The sequence below is a fragment of the Haloechinothrix salitolerans genome (assembly GCF_042662605.1).
Lineage (GTDB): Bacteria > Actinomycetota > Actinomycetes > Mycobacteriales > Pseudonocardiaceae > Haloechinothrix_A > Haloechinothrix_A salitolerans.
Map to the genome: position 1 here is coordinate 4,633,914 of NZ_JBHSXX010000001.1, position 25,007 is coordinate 4,658,920.

28 protein-coding genes are annotated in these 25,007 nt (G+C 67.7%); 3 read left to right on the forward strand and 25 right to left on the reverse strand.

The genetic code is table 11. The annotated features are described in order from the left end of the window. Nucleotides 1-72: 72 nt before the first annotated feature. Nucleotides 73-333, forward strand: coding sequence for a DUF2631 domain-containing protein (locus tag ACFQGD_RS21960; protein WP_390221152.1), 261 nt, complete (start codon nucleotides 73-75; stop codon nucleotides 331-333). Nucleotides 334-381: 48 nt separating this feature from the next. On the opposite strand, the gene rlmN is transcribed toward ACFQGD_RS21960, so the two are convergent. Further along, the gene (gene rlmN / locus ACFQGD_RS21965) at nucleotides 382-1,503 is read right to left on the reverse strand and encodes a dual-specificity RNA methyltransferase RlmN (RefSeq protein WP_345401012.1); all 1,122 of its coding nucleotides are present in this window, start codon (nucleotides 1,501-1,503) and stop codon (nucleotides 382-384) included. Between the two features lie 109 nt (nucleotides 1,504-1,612). On the opposite strand from rlmN, the gene ACFQGD_RS21970 reads away from it, so the two are divergent. Further along, on the forward strand, nucleotides 1,613-2,440 hold the full coding sequence (locus ACFQGD_RS21970) for a VOC family protein (RefSeq protein ID WP_345401009.1): 828 nt from the start codon (nucleotides 1,613-1,615) through the stop codon (nucleotides 2,438-2,440). Nucleotides 2,441-2,505: 65 nt separating this feature from the next. Here the strand turns inward: ACFQGD_RS21970 and ACFQGD_RS21975 are convergent, their stop codons facing one another. The 5 genes from ACFQGD_RS21975 to rpsB all read right to left on the reverse strand — a co-directional run bounded on the left by ACFQGD_RS21975 (nucleotide 2,506) and on the right by rpsB (nucleotide 6,556). Next, nucleotides 2,506-3,330, reverse strand: a complete 825-nt coding sequence (locus ACFQGD_RS21975) for a phosphatidate cytidylyltransferase (RefSeq protein ID WP_345401006.1) — start codon at nucleotides 3,328-3,330, stop codon at nucleotides 2,506-2,508. A gap of 48 nt (nucleotides 3,331-3,378) precedes the next feature. Next, a complete protein-coding gene (gene frr, locus ACFQGD_RS21980; RefSeq protein WP_345401003.1) occupies nucleotides 3,379-3,936 on the reverse strand; it encodes a ribosome recycling factor in 558 nt (185 codons plus the stop codon). A gap of 36 nt (nucleotides 3,937-3,972) precedes the next feature. Then, entirely contained in the window at nucleotides 3,973-4,725 is a 753-nt protein-coding gene (gene pyrH, locus ACFQGD_RS21985; RefSeq protein ID WP_345401000.1) for a UMP kinase, read from the reverse strand. A gap of 109 nt (nucleotides 4,726-4,834) precedes the next feature. Beyond that, nucleotides 4,835-5,659, reverse strand: a complete 825-nt coding sequence (gene tsf, locus ACFQGD_RS21990) for a translation elongation factor Ts (RefSeq protein WP_345400997.1) — start codon at nucleotides 5,657-5,659, stop codon at nucleotides 4,835-4,837. A gap of 39 nt (nucleotides 5,660-5,698) precedes the next feature. Beyond that, on the reverse strand, nucleotides 5,699-6,556 hold the full coding sequence (gene rpsB, locus ACFQGD_RS21995; RefSeq protein WP_345400994.1) for a 30S ribosomal protein S2: 858 nt from the start codon (nucleotides 6,554-6,556) through the stop codon (nucleotides 5,699-5,701). Between the two features lie 389 nt (nucleotides 6,557-6,945). Between rpsB and ACFQGD_RS22000 the strand changes: the two genes are divergently transcribed. Continuing rightward, on the forward strand, nucleotides 6,946-7,515 hold the full coding sequence (locus tag ACFQGD_RS22000) for a M23 family metallopeptidase (RefSeq protein ID WP_345400991.1): 570 nt from the start codon (nucleotides 6,946-6,948) through the stop codon (nucleotides 7,513-7,515). A gap of 14 nt (nucleotides 7,516-7,529) precedes the next feature. On the opposite strand, the gene ACFQGD_RS22005 is transcribed toward ACFQGD_RS22000, so the two are convergent. The 19 genes from ACFQGD_RS22005 to ACFQGD_RS22095 all read right to left on the reverse strand — a co-directional run bounded on the left by ACFQGD_RS22005 (nucleotide 7,530) and on the right by ACFQGD_RS22095 (nucleotide 25,006). Beyond that, nucleotides 7,530-8,453 (reverse strand): FliA/WhiG family RNA polymerase sigma factor, encoded by a 924-nt coding sequence (locus ACFQGD_RS22005; protein WP_345400988.1) that lies wholly within the window; start codon nucleotides 8,451-8,453, stop codon nucleotides 7,530-7,532. Beyond that, complete coding sequence (locus tag ACFQGD_RS22010) at nucleotides 8,428-9,531, reverse strand: tyrosine recombinase XerC (protein WP_345400985.1); 1,104 nt, start codon at nucleotides 9,529-9,531, stop codon at nucleotides 8,428-8,430. Before ACFQGD_RS22010 ends, ACFQGD_RS22005 begins: the two co-directional genes overlap by 26 nt. A gap of 42 nt (nucleotides 9,532-9,573) precedes the next feature. Then, nucleotides 9,574-10,731: a DNA-processing protein DprA gene (gene dprA, locus ACFQGD_RS22015; RefSeq protein ID WP_345400982.1), complete on the reverse strand. Its 1,158-nt coding sequence runs from the start codon at nucleotides 10,729-10,731 to the stop codon at nucleotides 9,574-9,576. Continuing rightward, nucleotides 10,728-12,239: a YifB family Mg chelatase-like AAA ATPase gene (locus ACFQGD_RS22020; RefSeq protein WP_345400979.1), complete on the reverse strand. Its 1,512-nt coding sequence runs from the start codon at nucleotides 12,237-12,239 to the stop codon at nucleotides 10,728-10,730. Before ACFQGD_RS22020 ends, dprA begins: the two co-directional genes overlap by 4 nt. After that, complete coding sequence (locus ACFQGD_RS22025; RefSeq protein WP_345400976.1) at nucleotides 12,239-12,619, reverse strand: YraN family protein; 381 nt, start codon at nucleotides 12,617-12,619, stop codon at nucleotides 12,239-12,241. The genes ACFQGD_RS22020 and ACFQGD_RS22025 overlap by 1 nt, the downstream gene beginning before the upstream one ends. 190 nt (nucleotides 12,620-12,809) lie before the next feature. After that, on the reverse strand, nucleotides 12,810-13,133 hold the full coding sequence (locus ACFQGD_RS22030; RefSeq protein WP_034273369.1) for a DUF2469 domain-containing protein: 324 nt from the start codon (nucleotides 13,131-13,133) through the stop codon (nucleotides 12,810-12,812). Continuing rightward, nucleotides 13,130-13,948, reverse strand: coding sequence for a ribonuclease HII (locus ACFQGD_RS22035; RefSeq protein ID WP_345400968.1), 819 nt, complete (start codon nucleotides 13,946-13,948; stop codon nucleotides 13,130-13,132). The genes ACFQGD_RS22030 and ACFQGD_RS22035 overlap by 4 nt, the downstream gene beginning before the upstream one ends. Beyond that, nucleotides 13,945-14,685: a signal peptidase I gene (lepB, locus tag ACFQGD_RS22040; protein WP_345400965.1), complete on the reverse strand. Its 741-nt coding sequence runs from the start codon at nucleotides 14,683-14,685 to the stop codon at nucleotides 13,945-13,947. The genes ACFQGD_RS22035 and lepB (ACFQGD_RS22040) overlap by 4 nt, the downstream gene beginning before the upstream one ends. 79 nt (nucleotides 14,686-14,764) lie before the next feature. Next, the gene (lepB, locus tag ACFQGD_RS22045) at nucleotides 14,765-15,577 is read right to left on the reverse strand and encodes a signal peptidase I (protein WP_345400962.1); all 813 of its coding nucleotides are present in this window, start codon (nucleotides 15,575-15,577) and stop codon (nucleotides 14,765-14,767) included. A gap of 29 nt (nucleotides 15,578-15,606) precedes the next feature. Then, nucleotides 15,607-15,966 carry a 50S ribosomal protein L19 gene (gene rplS, locus ACFQGD_RS22050; protein WP_345400959.1) on the reverse strand — a complete coding sequence of 120 codons (360 nt, stop codon included), beginning with the start codon at nucleotides 15,964-15,966 and terminating at the stop codon, nucleotides 15,607-15,609. A 167-nt stretch (nucleotides 15,967-16,133) separates the two neighbouring features. Continuing rightward, nucleotides 16,134-16,895, reverse strand: a complete 762-nt coding sequence (gene trmD, locus ACFQGD_RS22055; protein ID WP_345401097.1) for a tRNA (guanosine(37)-N1)-methyltransferase TrmD — start codon at nucleotides 16,893-16,895, stop codon at nucleotides 16,134-16,136. A gap of 2 nt (nucleotides 16,896-16,897) precedes the next feature. Continuing rightward, the gene (gene rimM / locus ACFQGD_RS22060; protein WP_345400956.1) at nucleotides 16,898-17,407 is read right to left on the reverse strand and encodes a ribosome maturation factor RimM; all 510 of its coding nucleotides are present in this window, start codon (nucleotides 17,405-17,407) and stop codon (nucleotides 16,898-16,900) included. A gap of 16 nt (nucleotides 17,408-17,423) precedes the next feature. After that, a complete protein-coding gene (locus tag ACFQGD_RS22065) occupies nucleotides 17,424-17,663 on the reverse strand; it encodes an RNA-binding protein (RefSeq protein ID WP_345400953.1) in 240 nt (79 codons plus the stop codon). After that, complete coding sequence (rpsP, locus tag ACFQGD_RS22070) at nucleotides 17,660-18,145, reverse strand: 30S ribosomal protein S16 (RefSeq protein WP_345400950.1); 486 nt, start codon at nucleotides 18,143-18,145, stop codon at nucleotides 17,660-17,662. The genes ACFQGD_RS22065 and rpsP overlap by 4 nt, the downstream gene beginning before the upstream one ends. A gap of 212 nt (nucleotides 18,146-18,357) precedes the next feature. Then, nucleotides 18,358-19,104 carry a CPBP family intramembrane glutamic endopeptidase gene (locus ACFQGD_RS22075; RefSeq protein ID WP_345400948.1) on the reverse strand — a complete coding sequence of 249 codons (747 nt, stop codon included), beginning with the start codon at nucleotides 19,102-19,104 and terminating at the stop codon, nucleotides 18,358-18,360. Continuing rightward, complete coding sequence (locus ACFQGD_RS22080; protein WP_345400945.1) at nucleotides 19,098-19,859, reverse strand: CPBP family intramembrane glutamic endopeptidase; 762 nt, start codon at nucleotides 19,857-19,859, stop codon at nucleotides 19,098-19,100. The genes ACFQGD_RS22075 and ACFQGD_RS22080 overlap by 7 nt, the downstream gene beginning before the upstream one ends. Next, on the reverse strand, nucleotides 19,856-20,929 hold the full coding sequence (locus ACFQGD_RS22085; protein ID WP_345400941.1) for an amidohydrolase family protein: 1,074 nt from the start codon (nucleotides 20,927-20,929) through the stop codon (nucleotides 19,856-19,858). The genes ACFQGD_RS22080 and ACFQGD_RS22085 overlap by 4 nt, the downstream gene beginning before the upstream one ends. A gap of 103 nt (nucleotides 20,930-21,032) precedes the next feature. After that, the gene (gene ffh, locus ACFQGD_RS22090) at nucleotides 21,033-22,574 is read right to left on the reverse strand and encodes a signal recognition particle protein (RefSeq protein WP_345401094.1); all 1,542 of its coding nucleotides are present in this window, start codon (nucleotides 22,572-22,574) and stop codon (nucleotides 21,033-21,035) included. Between the two features lie 113 nt (nucleotides 22,575-22,687). Further along, nucleotides 22,688-25,006, reverse strand: a complete 2,319-nt coding sequence (locus ACFQGD_RS22095; protein WP_345400938.1) for a [protein-PII] uridylyltransferase — start codon at nucleotides 25,004-25,006, stop codon at nucleotides 22,688-22,690. Between the last annotated feature and the right edge of the window lies 1 nt (nucleotide 25,007).

Sequence of the window (25,007 nt, forward strand, 5' to 3'; positions counted from 1 at the left end):
TCGACGCCGGGCGGGTGAGCTGGCTCGTGAAGGACGGTCACCTGCCCGCTGGGACGTGACGCAGAAGGAGTAATCGTGGCGCCGACGAAGGAGATCGAGACGAAGTCGCAGGTCGACCCCCGCGACGAGCCGTCAGCCGAGTGGGGCTGGCATGGCAACTTCCCCAGGGCGACGCAGATCATGGGGTGGACCATCGTCGTCATATTGCTCGCGATGCTCATCGGAAACCACGAGGGCAATGTCGAGAATCTCTGGCTCGTCGGCATCGCCGCGGTAATCGTGGGCATGCTTGTCACGGACATCCGCCGCCGTCGGCTGTCCTGGCGGCGGTGACGGGACCGCACTCCGCACCTCACGCCGGTCAGTTCTCGACGTGAACCGCTAGCTCTCTCCCGCCAGCTGCCCACAGGCCGCGGCGATTTCCTGCCCACGAGTGTCGCGAACCGTGCATGCCACACCACCGGCGTTCACCCGGCGCACGAACTCCCGCTCCACGTCCTTCGGGCTGGCGTCCCACTTCGACCCGGGCGTCGGGTTCAGCGGGATGACATTCACGTGGACCAGGTGGCCCAAGTGCTCCCGCAGGCGCTTGGCCAGCAGGTCCGCCCGCCACGGCTGATCGTTCATGTCCCTGATCAGCGCGTATTCGATCGATATCCGGCGCCCCGTGCGATCGAGGTAGTAGCGGGCGGCCTCCAGTACCTCGGAGACCGGCCACCGGTTGTTCACCGGAACCAACGTGTCGCGCAGCTCGTCGTCTGGCGTGTGCAAGGACACCGCCAGCCGTACCTGCAGCCCCTCATCGGCGAGCCGCCGAATCGCGGGCGCAAGTCCGACCGTGGACACCGTGACCGAGCGCTGCGAGATACCGAGGCCATCCGGCGCTGGCGCCGTGATCCGGCGCACGGCCGTCACCACGCGCTTGTAGTTGGCGAGTGGCTCGCCCATGCCCATGAACACGATGTTCGATAGCCGCCCCTCAGCTGGTTCGCCGTCCGGGCCGGGCATCAAACCGTCTCGCATCACCGCGGCGGCAGCTCGCACCTGGTCGACGATCTCGGCCGCCGACATGTTCCGTTCCAAACCGCCCTGGCCGGTCGCGCAGAACGGACACGCCATGCCGCACCCGGCCTGGCTGGAGATGCACAGCGTCGCGCGGTCGGGGTACCGCATCAGTACGCTCTCCAGCAGGGTGCCGTCGTGTGCCCGCCACAGCGTCTTACGTGTCGTGCCCTCGTCGCACGAGATCGCTCGCACTTCCGTAAGCAGCGGCGGCATCAGCTCGGCCACCAGTCGTTCCCGCGAGGCAGCGGGGATATCTGTCATCGCTACCGGGTCAACCGTCAGCCGCGAGAAGTAATGGTGCGACAGCTGCTTGGCACGGAAGGGTTTCTCACCAAGCTCGGTGACGGCATCAGCGCGCTCGGCGGCCGTGAGGTCGGCGAGATGCCGTGGCGGCATGCCGCCACGGGGTGCGTCGAAAACCAGCGGGAGGGCAGTCATAGCGCCCACCAGTGTCCCACGGCCATCACTGTGACGTTCGTCCGGCGTTGTCGCATGGCCCTGGCCCGGAGCACCCGGCGGAAGGCAGGATGCCAAGCGGAGGGCCACCATGACGTCACACACCACCGCGGGCCGTCCGGCTCCCGGCACTCCCTGCTGGATCGAACTCGCCACGCTGGACGAACAGGCGGCGCGAGCGTTCTACACCGGGCTGTTCGGCTGGCGGTATCAGAGTAAGCCCGATCCGGCGACCGGCACCTACACGATCGCGAGCCGCGACGGCCAACAGGTCGCCGGACTGTATCGGGCGCTGCCGAACCAGCGGCCAGCCTGGCTGGTGCACCTCGCCGTCACCAACGTCCGTAGCGCGGTCGGCTGGGCCACCAACCTGGGCGGCACGGTGTTGCTCAATCCCGTTGACATCCCAGGCAGGGGCAGTGTCGCGCACGTCAAGGATCCGTCAGGCGCCGTCTGCGTTCTCTGGGAGACGCCGGAAGGCTGGACCTTCGGCCGGGACCAACCCGGCACGTTCTGCGCCGCCGACCTCAACACCTGGGATGGTGATGCCGTCGACGGCTTCTATCCCACCTTGTTCGGCTTCGCCGGTCGGCAGGTCGGCTACGCGCCCGGTCTGGACTATGTCGAGTGGCGTCTCGACGAACCCATCCTCTATCGCAACATCATGGGCGATGAATATCAGCGCAGCACGCCCCCACACTGGCTGATCTACCTTGGTGCGGATCCACGTCACGGCACCGATACGCTCGCCGCACGAACGGAAGCATTCGGCGGCACGGTCATCCTTCCGCCGTTCGACACCGGATATGGCCGTTCCGCCGTGGTGGCCGATCCCGCCGGGGTACGCTTTGCCATCATCGACCGCAGTAGATCGGATCCCGACTGGCGTGCCGAGGTCGATGATCCCTATGACGACTAACTCGGCTCCAATGCGGCCGTACGCGGTGACCTCGGTCCCAGGTCGCGCGTAACGACCAGCGACAACTACGCGAACACCGATAGCAACGCCCAGGAGACCACGACCGACGGCAACAGCGAGTCCAGCCGGTCCATCATGCCGCCGTGGCCGGGCAACAGGTCGCCCATGTCCTTGATGCCGAGATCGCGCTTGATGACCGACTCGACCAAGTCTCCCAGCGTCGCCGTTAGCACGATCGCCGCGCCGAACAGCGCGCCCTGCCATACCGCGCCGTCCAGCAGAAGCGTCACCGTCACGCCGCCGACGACGGTCCCCGCCGTCATCGACCCGGCGAAACCTTCCCAGCTCTTCTTCGGGCTGATGCTGGGCGCCATCGGATGCCTGCCCTTGAGCACTCCGGCCGCATAGCCCCCGACGTCGGAGGCGATCACCGCGAGCAGGAACGTCAGCACACGCGCGACGCCGTCGTCCGGCAGCACGAGCATCACCGCGAAAACCCCGCACAGCGGCACGTACCCCAGCACGAGCGCGGTCGCGGAGACGTCGCGCACATAACCGTCGCTACCGCCAGGCAGCCGCCACAGGAGCGACAGCAACACCGTCCCCGCCAGCGCGACCACGGCGGCCTCCAGCCCGAACGGCCACACCAGCCACAGCATCGCCTGTCCGCCGACCAGCACCGGAATGAGCGGGATCCGGATGCCCGCCGCCGCACGCAACGCCGTCGCCAGCTCGAACGTCCCGACGGCGAGCGCGACCGCGACGACACCGATGAACGCGTGCCGCACGGCGAGGAGAGACAGCAGGATGCCCGCGCCGAGCAGGACGCCAACGGCGATCGCGGCGGGCAGATTCCTGCCAGCGCGCGAGACCTTCTTCGGTTCGCTCACGGCGGGCTCATCCACGCGCCGCTCCGCCCTGATCGCGCACACTGGCTCCTAGACCTCGAGCAGCTCGGCTTCTTTGTGCTTGACCAGGTCCTCGACCTGGTGCACATAGGTGTCGGTGAGGTTCTGCAGCTCCTTCTCGGCACGGGTGACCTCGTCCTCGCCGACCTCGCCTTCCTTACCGAGCCGCTCCAGCTCCTCCTTAGCCTTGCGGCGCACACCGCGGATGGAGATCTTGGCATCCTCGCCCTTGGATTTGGCGACCTTGACCATCTCCTTGCGACGCTCCTCGGTGAGCTGCGGGATGTTCACGCGGATGATCGTGCCGTCGTTGCTCGGGTTGACGCCGAGGTCGGAGTCACGGATGGCACGCTCGATCTCGTTGAGCTGGCTGGCGTCATACGGCTTGATGACCGCCATCCTGGCTTCGGGGATGTTGATTCCCGCGAGCTGGTTCAGTGGGGTCGGCGCACCGTAGTACTCCACGGTGATCCGCGAGAACATCGCGGGTGTCGCCCGCCCCGTCCGCACCGAGGCGAGGTCTTCCTTGGCGACGGACACCGCCTTTTCCATCTTCTCCTCGGCGTCGAGGAGGGTCTCGTCGATCACGGTTACTCCTTGCGGCTCTGCTGCGGCTTTGTCTTGTCAGCCCCTTGAAGCGGGCACCGGTGCGGCCGGGGTCGCGACAAGCGTGCCGATCCTCTCACCACGCACCGCGCGAGCGATGTTGCCCTCCGTCAAGAGGTTGAACACGATAATGGGCATCTTGTTGTCCATGCACAGCGAGAACGCGGTGGAGTCGGCGACCTTGAGACCTTTCTCCAGTGCCTCGGCATGGGTGATGGTCTCGTACATCGTCGCGTCGGGGTCCTTCCTGGGATCGGCGGTATAGACACCGTCGACGGCCTTGGCCATCAGCACGACGTCACAACCGATCTCCAGCGCCCGCTGCGCCGCGGTGGTGTCGGTGGAAAAGTACGGCAGGCCAGCGCCGCCGCCGAAGATCACGACCCTGCCCTTCTCCAGATGGCGTTCCGCCTTCCGAGGGATATAGGGCTCAGCGACCTGCCCCATGGTGATCGCGGTCTGCACCCTGGTCGGCACGCCTTCCTTTTCGAGGAAGTCCTGCAGCGCGAGACAGTTCATGACCGTGCCGAGCATGCCCATGTAGTCGGCCCTGTCCCGGTCCATACCACGTTGCTGGAGTTCAGCACCCCGGAAGAAGTTGCCACCACCGATCACGACCGCGATCTGCGTGCCCCCACGGACGACGTCGGCGATCTGCCTGGCCACGTCGTGCACGACGTCGGGATCGACGCCAACCTGGCCACCGCCGAACATCTCACCGCCCAGCTTGAGCAGGACTCGCCGGTAGCCGGTGGGCTGATCTGTCGTCACGCTTCCTCCTGTGCTTCGCCCGGCCCCGTTCATAATTGTGCCCCGCCCCCAATGCTCGGGGACGGGGCACAAACGTTACTCAACGGCTTGGTGCACCGTGATCACCGGCTCAGGCCTGGCCGACCTCGAACCGCACGAACCGGGTCACCGTGGCACCCGCCTCGTCAAGCAGCTGCTTGACGGTCTTCTTGTTATCGGTGACAGACGGCTGCTCCAGCAGCACGTTGTCCTTGTAGTAGGCGTTCACCTTACCTTCGACGATCTTCGGGAGGGCGCGCTCCGGCTTACCCTCCTCCTTGGCCGTCTGCTCGGCGATGCTCTTCTCCTTCTCGACGACGTCGGCGGGAACGTCGTCGCGAGTGAGGTACTTCGCCCGCAGCGCGGCAACCTGCATCGCGGCACCGCGAGCGGCCTCGGCCGCCGCGTCACCCTCGCCGGTGTACTCGACGAGCACACCGACGGCGGGCGGCAGACCCGCGCCCCTCCGGTGGAGGTAGGTCTCGACCTTGCCGTCGAAGTAAACGGCCTTCTTCAGCTCCAGCTTCTCACCGATCTTGGCCGACAGCGCCTGGATCGCGGCGTCGACAGTGCCGCCGTCCAGCTCAGCTGCCTTGACCTGCTCGACATCCGTAGCCTTCACGGCCCGGGTAACGTCGACGATCTTGTCGGCGAGCGCGACGAACTCATCGTTCTTGGCGACGAAGTCGGTCTCCGAGTTCAGCTCGATCAGCGCACCGCCACCACCGGCGACGAGGCCCTCTGCCGTGGCACGCTCGGCACGCTTACCGACGTCCTTGGCACCCTTGATGCGGAGGAGCTCGACCGCCTTGTCGAAGTCACCGCCGCTCTCCTCGAGCGCCTTCTTGCAGTCCATCATGCCGGAGCCGGTCGTGTCGCGGAGACGCTTGACGTCAGCCGCGGTGTAGTTCGCCATCGTTGGTTGTTCCCGTCCTCTCGATGCTGGTGGTGGCGATCAGGAGCCAGTGGTCTGCTCTTGCTTGGCCGCGGCGTCCGCGTCGGCGGTCTCACCCGACTCGGCACCCTCGCCAGCGAGCAGCTCCTTCTCCCACTCGGCGAGCGGCTCGTCCGTGGCGACGCCGGCTTCCGGCTTCTCCTCACCCTCGGCGGCACCATTGCGGGCACCGGAACGGGCGAGCAGGCCAGCGGCAGCGGCCTCAGCGACGACCTTGGTCAACAGCGCGGCCGACCGGATGGCGTCGTCGTTGCCCGGGATCGGGTAGTCGACCTCGTCCGGGTCGCAGTTGGTGTCGAGGACGGCGACGACCGGAATGCCCAGCTTACGAGCCTCGCCGACGGCGATGTGCTCCTTCTTGGTGTCGACAATCCACACCGCGCTCGGGACCCTGGACATGTCGCGGATACCGCCGAGCGTGCGCTCCAGCTTGTCCTTCTCGCGGGTCAGCGTCAGGATCTCCCGCTTGGTGAGCCCCTGGAAGCCGCCCGTCTGCTCCATCGACTCGAGTTCCTTGAGTCGCTGCAGCCGCTTGTGCACGGTCTGGAAGTTGGTGAGCATCCCACCGAGCCAGCGCTGGTTGACGAACGGCATGCCGACGCGCAGCGCCTCGTTGGCGATGGCCTCCTGCGCCTGCTTCTTCGTGCCGACGAACAGGATCGACCCGCCGTGCGCGACCGTCTCCTTGACGAACTCGAACGCCTTGTCGATGTAGGACAGCGTCTGCTGCAGGTCGATGATGTAGATGCCGTTGCGCTCGGTGAGGATGTAGCGCTTCATCTTGGGGTTCCAGCGCCTGGTCTGGTGCCCGAAGTGCACACCGGAGTCCAGAAGCTGCTTCATGGTGACGACGGCCATGACCGAAAGCACCTCTTTTGCGTTGTGGTGATGCGCTGGGCATCACCGGTGTCGGTTGTCGCGGCTGCCGGGTGGTCAGCCGCCCTGGTGCGGTGCCGATGCCCTGACCCCGGTGAGTTTCTCGGGGACCGCAGGGCGCCGTGGCCAGCGATGGATGCACCACCCGCCGACCGCGCACGCGCACGCGAAGTCAATCCACACGAGGCGGACTGCACGGATCAGTGTACGCGGCTCGTCACTGCCCATGAGCAGCGGATAGGCCTGTCGGCCGTCCCCATCGCCCGGACGTGCCACCGCCTGATACGCCGCTGGCGCCATCGGCACGCGAAATCATCCCCATACGCGCGGCGGGCGGCCACGAAGCGCCGTGGCGGACGACGGTAATGGCCATGACGACACGACGACAACGCAGACCAGCCCGTGCCCTCGTACTGCTGGCCTTCGGAGTGCTGGCACTACTTCCAGCAGCGACCGTGCCGACGGCGGAGCCGGCGATAGGGCACGCCAGCCGGACCGTCACCGAAGCCGTGCGATCCGATCCACCACGGTTCGACTGGCCACTACCGGGCAGACCTGACGTCACGCGTCCGTTCAGCGCGCCGCTCTCCCCGTTCGGGCCTGGCCACCGAGGCATCGACCTCGCGGCCCCGCCAGGGACTCCGGTATACGCCGCGGCCTCGGGGGTGGTGATCCATGCCGGGACGCTGGCGGGCCGGGGCGTGGTCTCGATCGACCATAGCCTGCTGCGCACCACCTACGAACCCGTGGAACCGACCGTCACCGCGGGAGAGCAGGTGTACGCGGGACAGCGAATCGGCACACTGCGGCGGGGCCATCGCGGTTGCGTGCCTGCCTGCCTGCACTGGGGCGTCCGGCGCGGATCAGCACCGCCGGAGTACCTCAACCCGCTACCACTTCTGGCACACACCACTGTCCGGCTGAAACCATGGCCGGACTGAGCCCGCACGACCGTCTACACGCTCGCCTGTTCGGTCAGCTTGGCACGCAGTCGCAGCACCGCCCTGGTGTGCAGCTGGCTCACCCGCGATTCGGTCACACCAAGAACCTTGCCGATCTCGGCCAACGTGAGGCTCTCGAAGTAGTACAGGCTGACCACGATCCGATCCCGCTCGGCGAGTTGCGCGATCGCGTCGGCGAGCTGCCTGCGGTTGTCCCTGTCGACGAGCACCGAGACCGGATCGATCGCGTCGTCATCGGGCAGTGCGTCGACAAGGGAGCCGGACTCCCGACCGGCGCCGATGAGCTCCTCCAACGCGACGACGCTGGTCAACCGCAGCTGCCCGTAGAGGTCGCGAAGTTCGGTGACCGTGTAGCCGAGTTCGTCGGCGAGTTCGACGTCGGTCGGGGTGCGGTGTAGCCGTCCACCGAGACGTTCCAGTGCTCGTTCGACCTCACGCGCCCTGCTACGCACCACCCTGGGCACCCAGTCCTGGGAACGCAGGTCATCGAGGATGGCGCCACGGATCCGCTGCATCGCGTAGGTCTCGAACTTCCATCCCCGGTCTGGGTCGAACTTCTCGATGGCGTCGACGAGACCGAAGATGCCAGATCCGATCAAATCCCCGGTGTCGATGTGCGTTGGCAAACCCGTACCGACCCGGCCGGCGACATACTTCACCAGCGGCGCGTAATGCAGTACCAGCCGATCACGCAGGGCACGGCTCGGCAGGCGGACGTACTCCCGCCACAGCTCGTCGATGTCCGAGGTGGGGGTGCCGGTCTCGTGCTGCCCGTCCCGATCAGTCGCGCTCTCGTCGGACGGCACCTGAACCTGGACGCGATCGGTTGCCCTGGCCGGAGTCGTGGCCACCTCGACGGATCGGGACGTCGCCTCGTCACCGATGCGGTCATCACGCGCGGGGATGGGTTCGGTCATGTATCGCCTTCAGCCGCTCGACGGTCACATGAGTGTAGAGCTGGGTCGTCGCTAGCGTAGCGTGACCAAGTAACTCCTGAACGCTGCGAAGGTCAGCCCCACCGTTGAGTAAATGGGTCGCCGCGGAGTGTCGCAGCCCATGCGGTCCCATGTCAGCCGCACCTGGAACGCTGCCTACCGCAGCATGCACGATCTTACGGACGGTGCGCTGGTCGATTCGGCCCCCACGTACACCGAGAAACACGGCATCACCCGCTACCCTCCGTGAGCCCTCGACCGCGCCGGTAGACGAATCAGCGGAAGCACCATGGGACGTCGTGCGACCAGCCAGGAGCCTGGGGCGGCCGTGATCAAGCCATCCCCGGAGGGCCACGGCGGCCGGTTTCCCGAACGGCACCACGCGCTCCGTTCCTCCCTTACCGAGCACCCGCAGCAGGCGCATCGAGAAATCGATGTTGTCACGATCGAGCCCGCAGAGCTCGGCGACCCTGATGCCAGTCGCGTACAGCGTCTCCAGTATCGCGGTATCCCGCAACATCACCGGGTCTTGTTCCGTGGCCGGAGTACCGGATGCACGCAGCAGTTCGCCCGCCTGATTGGCGCTGAGCACGGTAGGCAGCGTCCGCCGGGGCCGCGGTGCGAGCACTCGTACGCCGGGGTCGCTGTCGAGGTAGCCCGCCCGATGCGCCCACGCGGTGAACGTACGCACCGACGCCGTCCTGCGCGACAACGTTGAGCGACTGACACCCGACGCGTGCTGCGCGGACAGCCAGCCGCGGATCTCAGCGATGTCAAGGCCAGTGAGGTCAGCGTCGTCCGGCACCCCCTCGCCGCCCGTCTCGGTGCGTGCGGGATGGCAGGAACCGTCTCGGTCCGAGTCAGCGACCCCGTGAAAGCACGCCAGCAGCGACACGGCATCGCCAAGGTAGGCGCGCACGGTATGGGGCGACAGGCCCCGCTCCGCGCTCAGGTGCCGTTCGTAGTCCGCCACGATCGCCGCGGTCGCACGTGGCAGCGCCGACCGCGACGCGGCTAGGCCGGGCGCGCGAGCACGCCCGTTCCCTCCTTCCCGCACCATGGTGTCGACGCTGCGCGAGCGGACACGCGTCGTCAAGCACCATCAGCCCGTGTCGCGCCGTCCGCGACCAGTGCCACGCCGCCAGCCCGCATCGCAGCGCTGGCTCAAGCCATCGAGTTCGAGCGCACACAGCACCGCACGAGCCTTGGTGGTGGGCACACCCGCCTCAGCGGCGATCCAGTCGACCGACCGGCCAGCCCGCGGCGGTAGTGCGTCATACACCCGCAACGCGTCGCCGCTGAGGCGATCGGTATCACGAGAGGGCTTGGCGGCGGGCACGGCCAGGTCGATACCAAGTCTGCCGACGTCTTCCAGCACATCGTCAGCCGTTGTGACCAGCCTCGCCGTACCTGAACGGAGCATCTCGTGGCAGCCGGACGACGTGCGTGACGTGATCGGTCCTGGCACGGCCATGACCGCCTTGCCGAGCGCGGCGGCGGTGCCCGCGGTATTGCGCGCGCCGCTGCGCAGATCAGCTTCTACGACAACCGAACCGGCGCTCAGAGCGGCCAGCAATCTGTTCCGCACGAGAAACCGGTGCCGTGCTGGCGGTGTCGTGTCCGGATACTCGCTGAGGACGACGCCGGACTCGGCGATACGCCGCAGTAGCGTGTGATGTCCGGCTGGGTAGCCGGCGCCGAGCCCACAGCCGAGCACGGCCGCACTCGGCCCACCCGCCGCGAGCGCGCCACGGTGCGCCGCCCCATCGATGCCATACGCCGCGCCGGAAAGCACCGTCACGCCAGACCGCGCCAAGGCGTAGGCCCACTCAGCGGCGATGTGCTCGCCGTAGCCGGTCGCCGCACGAGAACCGACGACGGTAACCGAGCGATCGAGAATCTCGTCAAGCCGGGCGGGACCGCGTCCCCACAGCGCGATGGGACCGGTCATTCCCCGCACACCGCGCCCGTCGGCCACCCGCAGCGACAGCAGCGGCCACCGCGGCCATTCGTCGTCCTCCGGGATGATCAGCCGGGTCCCGGCTTCTTTGGCGTGCGCGAGATCCTTCTCGGTGATCTCGCGTCGGCTGCGTGCCGCTGTTTCCTTGGCGACAGCATCGGGCACCTCCCCGTTTCGTACCCGGTGGGCGGCGTCGATCGGACCGCATTTCGCGATCAGCGCCGACACGGCGGGTGCGGGTGGTTCAGCAACCGTGAGCAGGTACGCGCGGGCGAGCCGGATCTCGCTGATATCGCTCATATCGCCGTCCTGTCCCGCAGGTCCATCGCCGCCGCGACCTCGTCGACACCAGGCCGGCTCCGGCCAGCGAGATCAGCGAGCGTCCATGCGAGCCGCAAGCATTTGTCCGCCCCACGTGCCGTGAGGAACCCGCGCTGCAGTCCTCGGTCGAGCAACGCGGTCGCGTCCCTATCGGGCGCGGCGGTCGTGCGCAGGCGAGGTCCTGGCACGTCGGCGTTGGTGAGCCAGCCGTGCTCAGCCCATCGTTGCCGTGCCCTGCCCCGTGCCGCGACGACCCGCTCCCGGACCGTCGCGGTCGACTCGGGCCGTTCCGCGAGGTGGGCGTGCATAGTGGTGACCGGACGCATCTGGACACTGATGTCAACTCGATCAAGGAGCGGCCCTGACAATTTGCCGAGGTAGCGCCGTCGGGTCATGGCGCTGCAGGTGCAGTCGGACTCCGTGGGTGAGGCACAGGGGCACGGGTTCGTGGCCAACACCAGCTGGAAGCGCGCGGGATAGGTGACGACGCCACGCGCCCTTGCCAGCCGGACCTCGCCTTCCTCGAGCGCGGTACGCAGCGAGTCCAGACTATTCGCACCGAACTCGCAGCTCTCGTCGAGAAACAGCACCCCGCGATGGGCCTTGCTGATCGCCCCTGGTGCGGCAAGCCGCGCCCCGCCACCAACAAGCGCGGCGATCGAGATGGAGTGGTGGGGTGCGATGAACGGCGGTGTCCGTACCAGAGGCGCATCCGGCGAGAGGGAGCCGTCGACCGAGTGCACCGCCGTCACTTCCAACGCCTCGTCTATCGATAACGGCGGCAACAGGCCTGGTAGCCGTCGCGCCAGCATGCTTTTCCCTGTGCCGGAGGGACCAAGAAACAAAATGTGATGGCCGCCGGCGGCGGCGACCTCGAGCGCCCACCGGGCCTCCGGCTGGCCAGTGACGTCGGCGAGGTCCGCGACGGTGGGCGCGGCATGGGCGCGTGGTTCGGGTGCGGGACGCAACGCTACGGCGCCACGACACCACGCGAGTACCTCGGCGAGGCTGCCCGCACCAAGCACCTCGACGCCGTCCACCAGACCGGCCTCGGCGAGCGTGTCGTTGGGGACGACGATCCTGCGGAGACCGTGGTCGCGGGCGCAAAGCACGCTCGGTAGCACACCGCGCACCGGCCGGATCCTGCCATCGAGCGAAAGCTCGCCGAGCAGCACGGTGCCCGCGAGCTTGCCCTCCGGCACCGTGCCCGCGGCCGCGAGCACCGCCAGCGCGATACCCAGGTCGTACGCGGAGCCGACCTTCGGCAGGTTCGCCGGGGACAAACCGAGCGTCAGCTTCCGGTTGGGCCAGTCGCACCGCGAGTTGCGCACGGCCGAGCGCACTCGATCCTTGGCTTCCCGCAAACCGGGATCTGGCAGCCCGACCAGCGTCGTACCCGGCAGGCCGACACCGATGTCCGCCTCGATCTCGACCGGGATACCGCACACACCGAACAGCGCGATGGACCACGTCCGCGCGATCGGCATCAGAACGCGCCCTCGATGTGCTGCAACCACGCCTGGCCGTCCTGGTCGAACAGCACGCTGATCACGTCGAAACGAGTCTGTCCCCACGGCCGGTGGTAGGTGCACTGCCACAGCTGCGTGAGTCTGCGGATACGCGCGATCTTGGTGCGTGTCACCGACTCGGCGGGGACGCCGAACCCGGTCCCGGAGCGGGTTTTGACCTCGCAGACGATCAGGAGTGTGCCGCGCGATGCGATGATGTCCAGTTCGCCCGCTCTGCTCCGCCAGTTGCGCGCCAGCACCGTAAAGCCCTGCCGCTCAAGATGACGCGCCGCGAGTTCCTCCCCCTCGCGACCCAGTTCCTGCCGCGCCGTGGCGCCGCCGCGACTGTCGGCCGCCATCGCCTACCCCCGTTCCGAGACCGTCGTGTGTGGCGACACAACGATCACGCGGCGATTGGCGGTCAGACCAGACCGGATCCGCGCCTGTGGACAACTCGGCGCGGTGGATAACCCGGTAAGCGAACGGCGCACTGGGCCAGCGGTGAACCCACGTCGGCTCGGCGAACGACCCGCCTCCGAGCCCGCGCGCTCAGCCCGCGAACGGCCCGTCTTCGGGCAGCCGCAAGTCGGGCTTGTCCAGTTCTTCGACGTTGACGTCCTTGAACGTAATAACTCGAACGTTCTTCACGAAGCGGGCAGGGCGATACATATCCCACACCCAGGCGTCGGACATGCTCACCTCGAAGTACACCTCGCCACCGGCGTCGCGGACCTGCACATCCACCGCGTTGGCCAGGTAAAACCGCCGCTCTGTCTCGACGACATAGGTGAACTGGCTGACGATGTCGCGGTACTCCCGGTAAAGCGAGAGTTCCATCTCCGTCTCGTACTTCTCGAGATCTTCCGCGCTCATCGTGCTGATGTCCCTCCCGCCCGCAGGTCGGCTGTCGTGTCCACGGTCAATCCATTCTGACTCACGGCGCCCTCGTCAGCACACAGCGATCCCGTGGCGACCGCGCGCACCGACGCGGCGCTCCGTAACACCCGCCGAGGTGGCACCCTGCCGTGATCACGCCCGGCGATGGCGACATTGGCGAACGACCAACGGTGCATCTCGCACGGTCCGTGCGCGGTGAGCGCGGCGGTGTGATCACCGGTGCTGTACCCCTTGTGCACGTCAAAACCGTACACGGGGAACTCATCGTGCAAATCAACCATGATCCGATCGCGCGTGACCTTGGCGAGCACCGAAGCGGCGGCCACGCAGGCCGCGATGCGGTCACCTTTCGCCACCGGCACGTTCGGCGCGGTCAGCCCAGGTACCCGAAAGCCGTCGGTGAGCACGTAGCCGGGATGCCGGTCCAGCCGCGCCACCGCGCGCCGCATGCCCGCGATGTTCGCCGCGTGTACACCGTCGGCGTCGACCTCTTCCGGCGGTATCACCACGACCGCGAACGTCACCGCCCGCGCCAGTACCTGATCGTAGATCCGTTCCCGCACGGCGGGTGTGAGCAACTTCGAGTCGGTCAGGTCGGCGAATCGGGTGCCGTCACCAGGACGTAAGACACACGCCGCGACGACGAGCGGGCCGGCGCAGGCACCCCTGCCCGCCTCGTCGACTCCCGCTACCGGTCCGAGCCCTCGCCGGTCCAGCGCACTCTGGAAACCCCAGCTTCCCGAGTCGTATCGGATCGGCACCCGCGCCGGACGCAACGCCGAAGCCGTCACCCGCTCGCCTCCTGCTGTGGATTGTGGTCGCTGACGACACCCCAGCGGCCCGGCGGTAGCACGATGACGCGAGCCTTGCCGATGATGTTGTCCACCGGCACGGGACCGTTCGCTCGCGAGTCGCTGGAGTTGCCACGATTGTCTCCCATCACCCACACCATGTCCTCCGGCACCGTGACGGGGTCGAATGGGTCATGCTGGTGCTCACCACCAGGCGGGTAGTAGACGTAAGGCTCGTCAAGCGGTTCGCCGTCGACGACGACGCGATTGTCCTCATCGCAACAGCGCACCGTCTGCCCGCCGGTGGCGATGATGCGCTTGACGAAGTCCCGCTCGTCCGCGGGCGCGAGCCCGACAAGGGAGCCGAGATACTGCACGAACCCGGCGAAGATGTTCTCGGAGTCCGATGTCTCGGCGCCGTCGAGCCACGTGTCCGGACCCCGGAACACGACGACCTCGCCCGGCTCGGGATCGCTGAACCGGTACACCAGCTTGTCGACAAGCACCCGGTCCGGTGTGCAGCCGGTACAACCGTGCAGCGTCTGCTCCATCGAACCGGACGGAATCATGTACGGCCGCGCGATGAACTGCTGAATCACGAACGTCAGCAGCAGCGCAACGAGGATCAGAATCGGGAGCTCTTTCCAGAACGACCGTTTCTTGCGCGGTGTACGCCGCCGGTCCGTCTCCTCGTGTGGCTCGTCACCGTAATCGTCGTCAGTCACGTCATCGGACACGTGCGCAAGGTTACGGGAACCAGGTGGCGGCGCTGAGTCGGACCGAGGCGTGTCCGATCAGGGCGGTCGCGAGCCCTGATCAAGGCAGCGGCAGTCCCTTTTGCGGGTTGTAGTCGCTCACCGAGCCCCAGCGGCCCGGCGGCAGCACGATGAGCCGGGCCTTGCCGATGATGTTCTCCACAGGGACGGCACCCCGCACGCCGCCACCACCCTGCACGCGGGAGTCGCTGGAGTTGTTCCGGTTGTCCCCCATGACCCACACGCTGCCAGCTGGCACCGTCACGGGACCAAACTCCGCTTGCTCCTGGTTATACGGCGACGACCAGTAGAGATAAGGCTCGTAGAGCGGCTTGCCGTCGACGACGACGCGGTTGTTGCCGTCACAGCAGCGGACCGTCTGGCCGCCAACGGCGATGATGCGCTTGACGAAGTCCCGCTCATCCGGCGGCGCGAGGCCGACCAGCGACCCGAAATCTTGAAACACGTCGGTGAGGCTCTCCCCAGACGTGTCGAGCGGAACGTCGTTCTCCGTCCACGGGCCCGGCCCCTTGAAGACGACGACGTCACCGGGTTCTGGATCGGTGAACTGGTAGATCATCTTGTCCACCAGCACCCGGTCCGGCGTACAACCGGGGCAGCCGTGCAGCGTCTGCTCCATCGAGCCGGACGGGATCATGTACACACGCGCGACGAAGTGCTGGATCGCGAAGGTGAGCACGAGCGCGACGACGATCAGGATCGGCAGTTCTTTCCAGAACGACCGCTGCTTCCTCGGTTTCCTGATCCGATGCGCGCCGCGCGAAGGCCTTGGCCCGGCGGACTCGTCGTTCACCCGATAACGCCGCGGCCGACGCTCGCCTTCCGCACCGCTCGCTGACACAACGTCGACCACAATGCCAGGTTACGGCACCGCGTGCGGTATCAGGAGGCGGAAGGAGCCTCTCGCCGCTCCTTGATCTTGGCGGCCTTACCGCGCTTGTCGCGCAGGTAGTACAACTTCGCCCTGCGGACGACACCGCGCTTATCGACCTCGATCTTCGCGATGTTCGGCGAATGCAGTGGGAAGGTGCGCTCCACACCGACGCCGAAGGAGACCTTGCGCACGGTGAAGGTCTCGCGGATACCGCCGCCCTGGCGCGCGATGACCACGCCCTGGAACACCTGGGTGCGCTCCCGGTTGCCCTCGATGACGCGGACGTGAACCTTCAACGTGTCGCCTGGCCGGAAGTCCGGAATGTCGGAACGCAGCGACTCGGCGTCAAGAGCGTCCAGGGTGTTCATCGGTGGTCCGTCCTCATCGTTCGCACTGGGTCTACGTACTCGCAGAGGCGCGCTTCGAGCATGGTGCGAGTCGCCTCAAGGATGCGGGCGCGCCGACACCGGCCGCGCCAACCAGGCAAGTATTACAGACAGCGAGCTGGCTCCGGCATCCGGGGGGTCACTGATGGTTACTCCCCTTGCTCGCGCAGCTCAGCCAGCAGTTTCCGATCAGCGGCGTCCAGGTCCTCTTCCGGCAGCGCGTCGAGTAGATCTGGCCGCCGCAGGAAGGTCCGGATCAACGCCTGGTCCCTCCGCCAGCGGTCGATCTTGGCATGGTCACCTGAGCGCAGGACATCAGGCACAACGAGACCGCGCCACCGCTCCGGACGGGTATAGCTGGGGCCTTCCAGCAGACCGTGCAGCGCACCGGTGAACGAATCCTCCTTGGCGGATGCCGGGTTGCCGAGCACCCCTGGCAGGAGCCGAACGACGGACTCGACGATGACAAGCACCGCGGCCTCGCCCCCGACAAGCACGTAGTCGCCGATGGAGACCTCATCGACGGGCATCCGACGCGCCGCGTCGTCGATGACGCGCTGGTCAATGCCCTCATACCGGCCGCAGGCGAAGATCAGGTGGGACTCGCTCGCGTACTCGTGCGCGAGCGACTGGGTGAACGGTCGCCCGGCAGGGGTCGGCACGACCAAGCGCGCGCCGGTGCCTTCCGGCGCGACGTCGTCCAGTGCCTCCCCCCACACCTGCGGCTTCATCACCATGCCCGGCCCGCCGCCATAGGGGGCATCGTCCACCGCGCGGTGCACGTCGTGGGTCCAGTCCCGCAGGTCATGAACGTCGAGGCGGATCAGTCCGCGATCGATCGCACGGCCGAGCAGCGCGACACGCAGCGGCTCGAGGTACTCCGGGAAGATGGTGACGACGTCGATGCGCATGGTCACTCGAACAGACCATCGGGCGGATCGATGACGACCTTACCCGCCGCGACGTCCACCGTAGGCACGATCGCCTTCACGAATGGCACAAGGACGTCGCTGCCGTCGACGTCGACCGCGAGCAGTTCACCCGAAGGGACATGCACCACCTCGCGCACGGTGCCCGCGGGAGTGCCGTCGACGAACTCGGCGGCTAGCCCAGCGAGTTCGTGGTCGTAGAACTCGTCCGGATCTTCGGTAGGTGGCAGGTCGTCGGTGTCGGCGAGCAGCAATGCGCCGCGCAGCGTCTCCGCATCGTCGCGTCCTGCCACTTCTTCGCAGCGCAGCAACAGCCGATTGCCGTGAGAACGGGCGGACGCCACGGTCAGGCTACGCGCTGGTTGGCCGCGCTTCTTCGCCGTCAGCACGGCGCCGACGGCGAAGCGCAGCTCCGGTGAGTCGGTGCGGACATCGACGGCCAGTTCACCGCCGATGCCATGCGCCTTGGCGACCCTTCCGACAGTGACGTCCACTGACTTCCGCCGCTGGTTATCTGTCGGTATCCACGACGTCGACCCGAACACCCTTGCCGCCAATGCCACCCATAACGGTGCGCAGGGCGGTCGCGGTGCGGCCACCCCTGCCAATCACCTTGCCGAGATCGTCGGGGTGCACATGCACCTCAAGGGTGCGACCACGGCGAGTGGTGATCAGGTCAACGCGAACGTCATCCGGGTGCTCGACGATGCCCCTGACGAGGTGTTCGAGTGAGTCGGCCAGGAAGCTCACGCCTTGTCCTCGGCCGACTCCGCCTCCTCGGACTTGGCCTCGGCCTTGTCGTCGGCGCCGGACTCGTCGGCGTTCTCGGCCTTGGTGCTCTTCTTGGGCTGCTTCTTCTTCGGCGTGGTCGCCTCGGTGGTGGGCTCCTCGCCCGCCTCGGCCAACGCCTTGTTGAACAGCTCTTGCTTGGTCGGCTTCGGCTCGGCAACCTTCATGGTGCCTTCCGCGCCAGGCAGGCCCTTGTGCTTCTGCCAGTCGCCGGTGACCTCAAGGATCCGCTGCACCGGCTCGGTCGGCTGCGCGCCGACGCCCAGCCAATACTGCGCGCGCTCGGAGTCGACCTCGATGAAGCTCGGGTCTTCCTTCGGGTGGTACTTGCCGATCGTCTCGATGGCCTTGCCATCACGACGGGTGCGAGCGTCGGCGACGATGATCCGATAGTACGGTGCCCGGATCTTGCCGAGGCGCTGCAGTTTGATCTTGACGGCCACGGGTGTGGGACTCCTTGCTTCTCTCGTTTGGTCGCTGCTCGGCCGCGCGCGCTTCCGAGTGGGGACGGATGCCGCGGCCGGAAGTTCTGGTAGGCCCCGGTGCGGTGAGAGGGGTCCGACCGGAGCGGACAAGCAAACATTCTGCCAGACGCACCTGTCTGCCCCGCGCCCACCCGCCCCGCGGACACTAAGACCGCATCGCGGAGCACGCGTCAGAACTGCATGACACCGAGCGCTGGGAGCAGGATAGCCACCGCGGGCAGGAAGTTGTTCACCTGGTGCGCGACGACACTACCGAGCAGCCTGCCGGTCACCAGCCGCGCCAGACCGATCGGGATGGCGATGACCAGCAGTAGCGATGTACGCAGCGGTTCGAGGTGGCTTACCGCGAACAGACCGGTGGAAAGCACGAACGCCGCCCAGCGGCCCCAGCGCTCGCTCCCCCAATGCAAGCGCTCGACAGCGCCCCAGAGCAAGCCCCGGTAGATGATCTCCTCGCAGATCGGCCCGACCAACCAGATGTAGCAGAACATCACCAACGCGGCCCTGACCGACATGGGCTTGTCCGCGACCAGCGTGCCGATGGCGGACTGCGCGTTCTCCTCGCCGACGAGATTGGTCCAGACGGCCACACCGACGGTGGTCACGACCAGCCCGATGGCACCAAACCGGAGCCCGGTCTTGACGTCGTCCCAGCGCCATTCCAGCCGAAGGTCGGTCATCGGGCCGTTGCCACGCACGACCGTGATCAGCAACGCGGCGAGCGCGGCGATACCCGTCGGCGCGATGGTGCCGATCAACACGCCACGCACCGGGATCGACTCGCGTGGCTCGTCGGCGGCCAGTAACACCGACACCAGCGCCGCCGTCGCCAGCAACAAGGCCTCTACGAGAAGGAACGCTCCGAAACCCCAGCGGTGGCTCGGATAGGTGCGCTCGTCCGACACCGCCGTCACCATGCCCCCACCAGGATCAGCGCCGCGGGTGGTGTGTTGTTCACCGCGTGCGCGACGACACTCGCCCCGACCCTACCGGTGATCAACCGAGCCGCACCGAAGGCGAGTCCTTGCCCGACGAGCACCAGCGTGCGGGAGGAGTCGGTGTGCAGATAAGCGAACAACACCGAAGTGACGACAAGCACCGCCCAGGGCGGTACCCGGTAGTGTGCTAGCGCCCGCCACAAGGCCCCGCGCATCAGCAGTTCCTCGGCGAGCGGCGCGGCCAGCACCATGATCACCGCGACAGTGATGAGCACCACCGTCGAGCCGTGTAAACCGGACAAGACATCGCGCAGCGGGGCGTCGGAGAGTTCGCGGTCGCCGTACACCGGCCGCAATAGCCACGTCAGCCCGTACGCGACGACCAGTGCCGCCGACCCGCAGAACAAACCGACGCGCAGGTCATGGCGGTTCGGCAACGGATGGAAGTCCCGCGGCAGGCCTTCGCCCCACAGCAGCGAGCCGATCACGGGACCACCGGCCAGCGCCACGGTCGGCACGAATGCCAGTACCACCGCCGATCCGAAGTCGTTTTCCGCCGTGCCGGGCAGGATCACCGCGAAGACGACGTTGAGCAGGTGATAGCCACCGAGGCCGATCAGGAACGCCAGCAGTGCCCAGTGCGCACCGAACACGAGCCTGGCACGCGACGACTCCGACGACCCCGAAGGCAGCGCGGCGTCTTCCTGCCCACCGGGCTCACCACGGTGGCTCACCGCACAACCACACCGCGCAGCACGATCGCCGATGGGTCGCGCAACACGGCGAGGTTGTCCCTCGGGTCGGAGTCGAAGGCGAGAACGTCAGCTTCCGCGCCGTCGACGAGCCCCGAGTAGCCGAGCCATTCCCGTGCGTGCCACGACGCGGCACCGATCGCCTGTTCCGGCGTGAGACCGACCCGGTGCAGTGCCTCGATCTCGTCGACGATGCGACCGTGCTGGACGACGCTGCCCGCGTCGGTGCCCGTGTAGAGCCGCACGCCAGCGTCGTGCGCGGCACGGATCGTGTCGTCGCAACGGGCGTGCAGGTCGAGCATGTGTGCCGCGTAGTCAGGGTACTTGGCCGCTTGCGCCGCGATGTCAGGGAAGTTCGCGATGTTGATCAGCGTAGGCACCAGCGGGACGTCGCGGCGCACCATCTCGGCGATGGTCTCCTCGGTGAGGCCCGTACCGTGCTCGATGCAGTCGATGCCAGCGGCGAGCAGCCCCGGCAGCGCCGCCTCTCCGAAGACGTGCGCGGTGACCCGCGCGCCACCCTCGTGCGCCACCTTGATGGCTTGGTCGAGGACGTCGTCCGGCCACAGCGGCGCCAAGTCGCCAACTTCGCGGTCGATCCAGTCGCCAACCAGCTTGACCCAACCGTCCCCGTACGCGACCTGCTCGGCAACGAACTCCGGCAACGCATCCGGGTTCTCGATGTCGACGCCGAAACCGCGCATATACCGCTTCGGCCGAGCCAGATGCCTACCAGCACGCACGATGCGTGGCAGGTCCGAACGCCCCTGCAACGGCCGAGTATCGATCGGGACACCACAGTCGCGCACCAGCAGAACCCCGGCATCGCGCTCGGTGAGCGCCTGCCGCTCGGCAGTGTCGATGTCCACACCGCCGGTGGGGCCGATCCCGATATGGCAGTGCGCGTCCACCAGCCCAGGAAGCAGATACCCGGAGCGCACCACCGTCTCCGCACCCGCGACCGGCTCGTGCGTGATTCTGCCATCCACGAGCCACAAGTCGCGTTCCTCACCGTCCGGCAGGACAACACCGTGCAGGTGAAGCGGCGCCACGAGAACCCCTTCCTCGACTCGACCTTGCGACTGGCCTTCCGATCATTCGCCTCGACTCCGCCGTGGCAGTGCCGTGATGGCGCCATGGCGGCAGGCTGCCGGGCTACTTCTTCTTCGGCAGTTTCAGCTTCGAGGGGTCGAAGCCGGGTGGCAAGTCGTTCATGCCACCACCGAGTTGCGAAAGGTCGGGCCCGCCCTGGCCGCCGCCACCTGGCGGCGGCATCATCGGCATGCCGCCGGGGAAGCCGCCGCGCGCCTTGGGCTGCGTGGGGCCCTTGTTCTTGCCCTTCTTCCCCTTCTTGCCCTTGCGCTTCTTGGTGGCGCTCTTCCCGCCACCCATGCCGAACTGACCCGCCATCTGCTGCATCATCTTGCGGGCCTCGAAGAAGCGGTTCACCAGGTCGTTGACCTCGCGGACCTGCACGCCGGAACCGTTGGCGATGCGAGAACGACGCGAGCCATTGATGATCTTGGGGTTGGCTCGCTCCTCCGGCGTCATGCCCCGAATGATCGCCTGCAGCCGGTCGAGGTAGTTGTCGTCGATGCCCGCGAGCTGGTCCTTCATCTGGCCCGCGCCCGGCAGCATCCCGAGCAGATTGCCGATAGGGCCCATCTTGCGCACCGCGAGCATCTGGTCGAGGAAGTCCTCCAGCGTCATCTCGCCGGTACTGAGCTTGCTCGCCGCCTGCTCTGCCTGCTCCTGGTCGAAGGCCTGCTCGGCCTGCTCGATCAGGGTGAGCATGTCGCCCATTCCCAGGATCCGACTCGCCATCCGGTCCGGGTGGAAGGCGTCGAAGTCCTCCAGCTTCTCGCCGTTGGACGCGTACAGGATCGGTGCGCCAGTGACTTCCCGCACGCTCAGCGCGGCACCACCGCGGGCGTCACCGTCGAGCTTGGTCAGCACGACGCCGGTGAAGCCGACACCGTCACGGAACGCCTCCGCCGTGGACACGGCGTCCTGACCGATCATCGCGTCGACGACGAACAGCGTCTCGTTCGGCTCGACCTCGTCACGGATGTCGGCGGCCTGGCGCATCATCTCCTCGTCGACACCGAGGCGACCCGCGGTATCGACGATGACGACGTCGTGCTGCGCCGAGCGCGCCTCCGCGACACTGTCGCGGGCGACGGCGACCGGGTCACCGACGCCGTTGCCCGGTTCAGGCGCGAACACCCGCACCCCCGCGCGCTCGCCGACCACCTGCAGCTGCGTGACAGCGTTGGGGCGCTGCAGGTCGCACGCGACCAGCAGCGGCGCGTGGCCCTGCTTCTTCAGGTGCATGGCGAGCTTGCCCGCCAGCGTCGTCTTACCGGACCCCTGTAGACCGGCGAGCATGATCACCGTCGGCGGGTTCTTGGCGAGGTTGAGCCTGCGGGTCTCGCCGCCGAGAATGCCGACAAGCTCCTCGTTGACGATCTTGATGACCTGCTGTGCCGGGTTCAGCGCCTGCGAGACCTCCGCGCCCTTGGCGCGCTGCTTGATCTGGTTGATGAAGGTGCGCACCACAGGCAGCGCGACGTCCGCCTCGAGCAGCGCGATCCTGATCTCGCGCGCCGTGGCGTCGACGTCGGCGTCGGTCAGCTTGCCTTTGCCACGCAGGTTCTGCAGGGCCGAGGTGAGCCGGTCGGAAAGGGTCTCGAACACGAGTGGATACTCCAGCGGGTCGATGAAGTGGCTGCCTTCCCGCCGCGCGGGCGGAAGGACCCTCATGACCACCGTATCGCGTCACATACGCGCGCCGCCTGTGAGGATGCCCGTCAGCCGGTCGCCGCGGCCAGCACCGCCCGCTCGACACCGCGCCGCCACTCCAGGTCAGCCCGCCCGCCCTTCGGCCGCAGCGCGAACGAGTCGACGCAGGACACGCCCAGCGTCGCCACCCTGGCCCAGCGCACTTCGGCGTCACACGAGCGCAGCGCGTCGGCGACCCGGTAAAGCAGCCCGATCCGGTCGGTGGCGCGCAGCTCAAGCAGCACGGTGTCCGCGCCCTCGGTCTCCTCGTCGAACCACAGCACTCTCGGCTCCGCCTGTTGCGGCTGGTCGCCGTAGTCGCGTTCCTTCGACGCCAACTGCTCGCCGAGCGCGTCCGGCACGCTCACCGCGCGGGTGAGCTTCTCCCGCAGCAACGCCGGGTCGGGTGGGGTGCCGAAACGGGGTGATGCGCTGAACAGCCCGACCCGTACTCCGGCGTGGACGTGCAACGACGCCTGGTGCACCTCAAGGGACTGCAACGCCAGCGCGCCAGCGGCGGGCGCGAGCAGGTCGCCGCCCGGAGGTGCGGCGATGGCGATGGTGGCGACGTTGCCTTCCGACGTCACCAGCACCTCGGTACGACCGGACGACTTCGCCGTCTCGGCGAGCACCCGCTGTCGCTCGTCGAGGGGTTCCTCGGTGACCAGCGGCCCGCCCCGCATGACCGCCTTGCACCGCGCGACCAGCTCCCGCAGCAGTCCTGCCCGCCACTCGCTCCACACACCAGGTCCGGTCGCCAGCGCGTCGGCCTTAGCGAGCGCGTGCAGCAACTCAAGCAGCACCGGATTCTCGTCAAGCGTGGCCACGACGCGCTGCACTGTCTCCGGTTCGGAGATGTCGCGACGCAGGGCGGTGTGCGGCAGCAGCAGGTGGTGCCGCACCATGCCGGTCAGTAGCTCGACGTCTGGCCCTGGAAAACCGATGCGCCGCGCGACCTGCGTGGTGATCGCGGCCCCCAGCTCGGAGTGATCGGTGCCGCGCCCCTTGCCGATGTCGTGTAGCAGCGCACCGAGCACGAGCAGGTCGGGCCGGGACACGGTGGTGGTGAGCGCGGACGCCTCGACGCAGGTCTGCACCAGGTGGCGGTCCACGGTCCAGCGATGCACGGGCTCGCGGGGCGGCAGGTCGCGGACCGCTCCCCACTCCGGAAACAGCCGCGCCCACAGCCCGGTGTTGTCCAGTGCCTCCACCGCGTCGACCAGGCCCTCGCCCGCGCCAAGCAGAGCGGTCAGTTCCTGGCGGGCATCAGCGGGCCACGGCGTACGGAGTTCCGGCGCGGAGTCGGCGAGCGTGCGCAGCGCGGCGTAGGTGATCGGCTTGCCGGTACGCGCCGCGGAGGAAGCTACTCGCAGCAGCAGCGTGGGATCCTTGGCGGGCAGCGCCCCCTTGGCGAGCGCGACCTCGTTGCCATGCAGCACGACACCCTCGTCGAGGGGCTTACGGGCACCGCGTAGTCCGAAAGCGCGCTTCGGGGTGTCGGTGTTGGCACGCAGCGCGACGTCGACGGCGTAGCGCACGGCCCTGCCCGCGCCCGCCAGCTCGCGGGCCAGCGCGAACCGGTCGTCGAAGCCCAGCGTCGCGGCGATCTTGTCGGCCTGCGGCGCCGCGAGGACGTCGCGGTCACGGCGAAGCTCTAGCCGCAGTTCGGTGCGGACGTCGAGCAGCAGCGTGCGAGCGCGGTGCAGTTCGTCACCGGGCCGATCGACGAGCTGGGCGGCTGAGAGCGCGTCCAGCAGTCCGAGGTCGCGCAGCCCGCCGCCGCCGTACTTGAGGTCGGGTTCGGCGGACTGGCCGATCTCGCCGGTGCGTCGCCAGCGCTGGCGCACCGAGTCGGCCAGCTCCCCGACGCGTTTGCGCGCGGTGCGCTGCCACTGCTCACGCGCGGCGGTCACCAGCGACGCGGCGAGTTCGGCGTCGCCCGCGATGTAGCGGGCGTCGAGCAACCCCAGTTGGGTGCGCAGATCCTTGCGTGCCACGGAAAGCGCTTCCGACGTGGTGCGCACCGAGTGGTCGAGTCCGACGCGGGCGTCCCACAGCGGATACCACAGCGCGTCCGCGGTCTCGGCGATCCCTGGCATGCCCGTGTGGACAAGTACCAGGTCCAGATCGGAGTAGGGCACGAGCTCTTCGCGCCCGAGGCCGCCGACGGCGACCAGCGCGACACCGGGATGGTCGGTGTCGACGCCGGCCGCCGCCGCGCCTTTCCCCAGCCAGAACTCGTAGAGGTCCACCAGCGCCGCACGCAGCGCCGCCGCCCCCATCCTCCCGTTCTTGGTTTTGCCGCCGAGCAGCCGTTCGGCCGCTTCGACGAGCTCCCCTGCGATCACG

Bases quoted from the DNA above. Each gene is read 5' to 3' on its own strand.
- rlmN (WP_345401012.1), bottom strand. From the start codon at position 1,503: ATGACTGCCCTCCCGCTGGTTTTCGACGCACCCCGTGGCGGCATGCCG.
- ACFQGD_RS21970 (WP_345401009.1), top strand. From the start codon at position 1,613: ATGACGTCACACACCACCGCGGGCCGTCCGGCTCCCGGCACTCCCTGC.
- tsf (WP_345400997.1), bottom strand. From the start codon at position 5,659: ATGGCGAACTACACCGCGGCTGACGTCAAGCGTCTCCGCGACACGACC.
- rpsB (WP_345400994.1), bottom strand. From the start codon at position 6,556: ATGGCCGTCGTCACCATGAAGCAGCTTCTGGACTCCGGTGTGCACTTC.
- ACFQGD_RS22000 (WP_345400991.1), top strand. From the start codon at position 6,946: ATGACGACACGACGACAACGCAGACCAGCCCGTGCCCTCGTACTGCTG.
- ACFQGD_RS22005 (WP_345400988.1), bottom strand. From the start codon at position 8,453: ATGACCGAACCCATCCCCGCGCGTGATGACCGCATCGGTGACGAGGCG.
- ACFQGD_RS22010 (WP_345400985.1), bottom strand. From the start codon at position 9,531: ATGGTGCGGGAAGGAGGGAACGGGCGTGCTCGCGCGCCCGGCCTAGCC.
- dprA (WP_345400982.1), bottom strand. From the start codon at position 10,731: ATGAGCGATATCAGCGAGATCCGGCTCGCCCGCGCGTACCTGCTCACG.
- ACFQGD_RS22020 (WP_345400979.1), bottom strand. From the start codon at position 12,239: ATGCCGATCGCGCGGACGTGGTCCATCGCGCTGTTCGGTGTGTGCGGT.
- ACFQGD_RS22025 (WP_345400976.1), bottom strand. From the start codon at position 12,619: ATGGCGGCCGACAGTCGCGGCGGCGCCACGGCGCGGCAGGAACTGGGT.
- ACFQGD_RS22030 (WP_034273369.1), bottom strand. From the start codon at position 13,133: ATGAGCGCGGAAGATCTCGAGAAGTACGAGACGGAGATGGAACTCTCG.
- rplS (WP_345400959.1), bottom strand. From the start codon at position 15,966: ATGAACACCCTGGACGCTCTTGACGCCGAGTCGCTGCGTTCCGACATT.
- trmD (WP_345401097.1), bottom strand. From the start codon at position 16,895: ATGCGCATCGACGTCGTCACCATCTTCCCGGAGTACCTCGAGCCGCTG.
- ACFQGD_RS22075 (WP_345400948.1), bottom strand. From the start codon at position 19,104: ATGGTGACGGCGGTGTCGGACGAGCGCACCTATCCGAGCCACCGCTGG.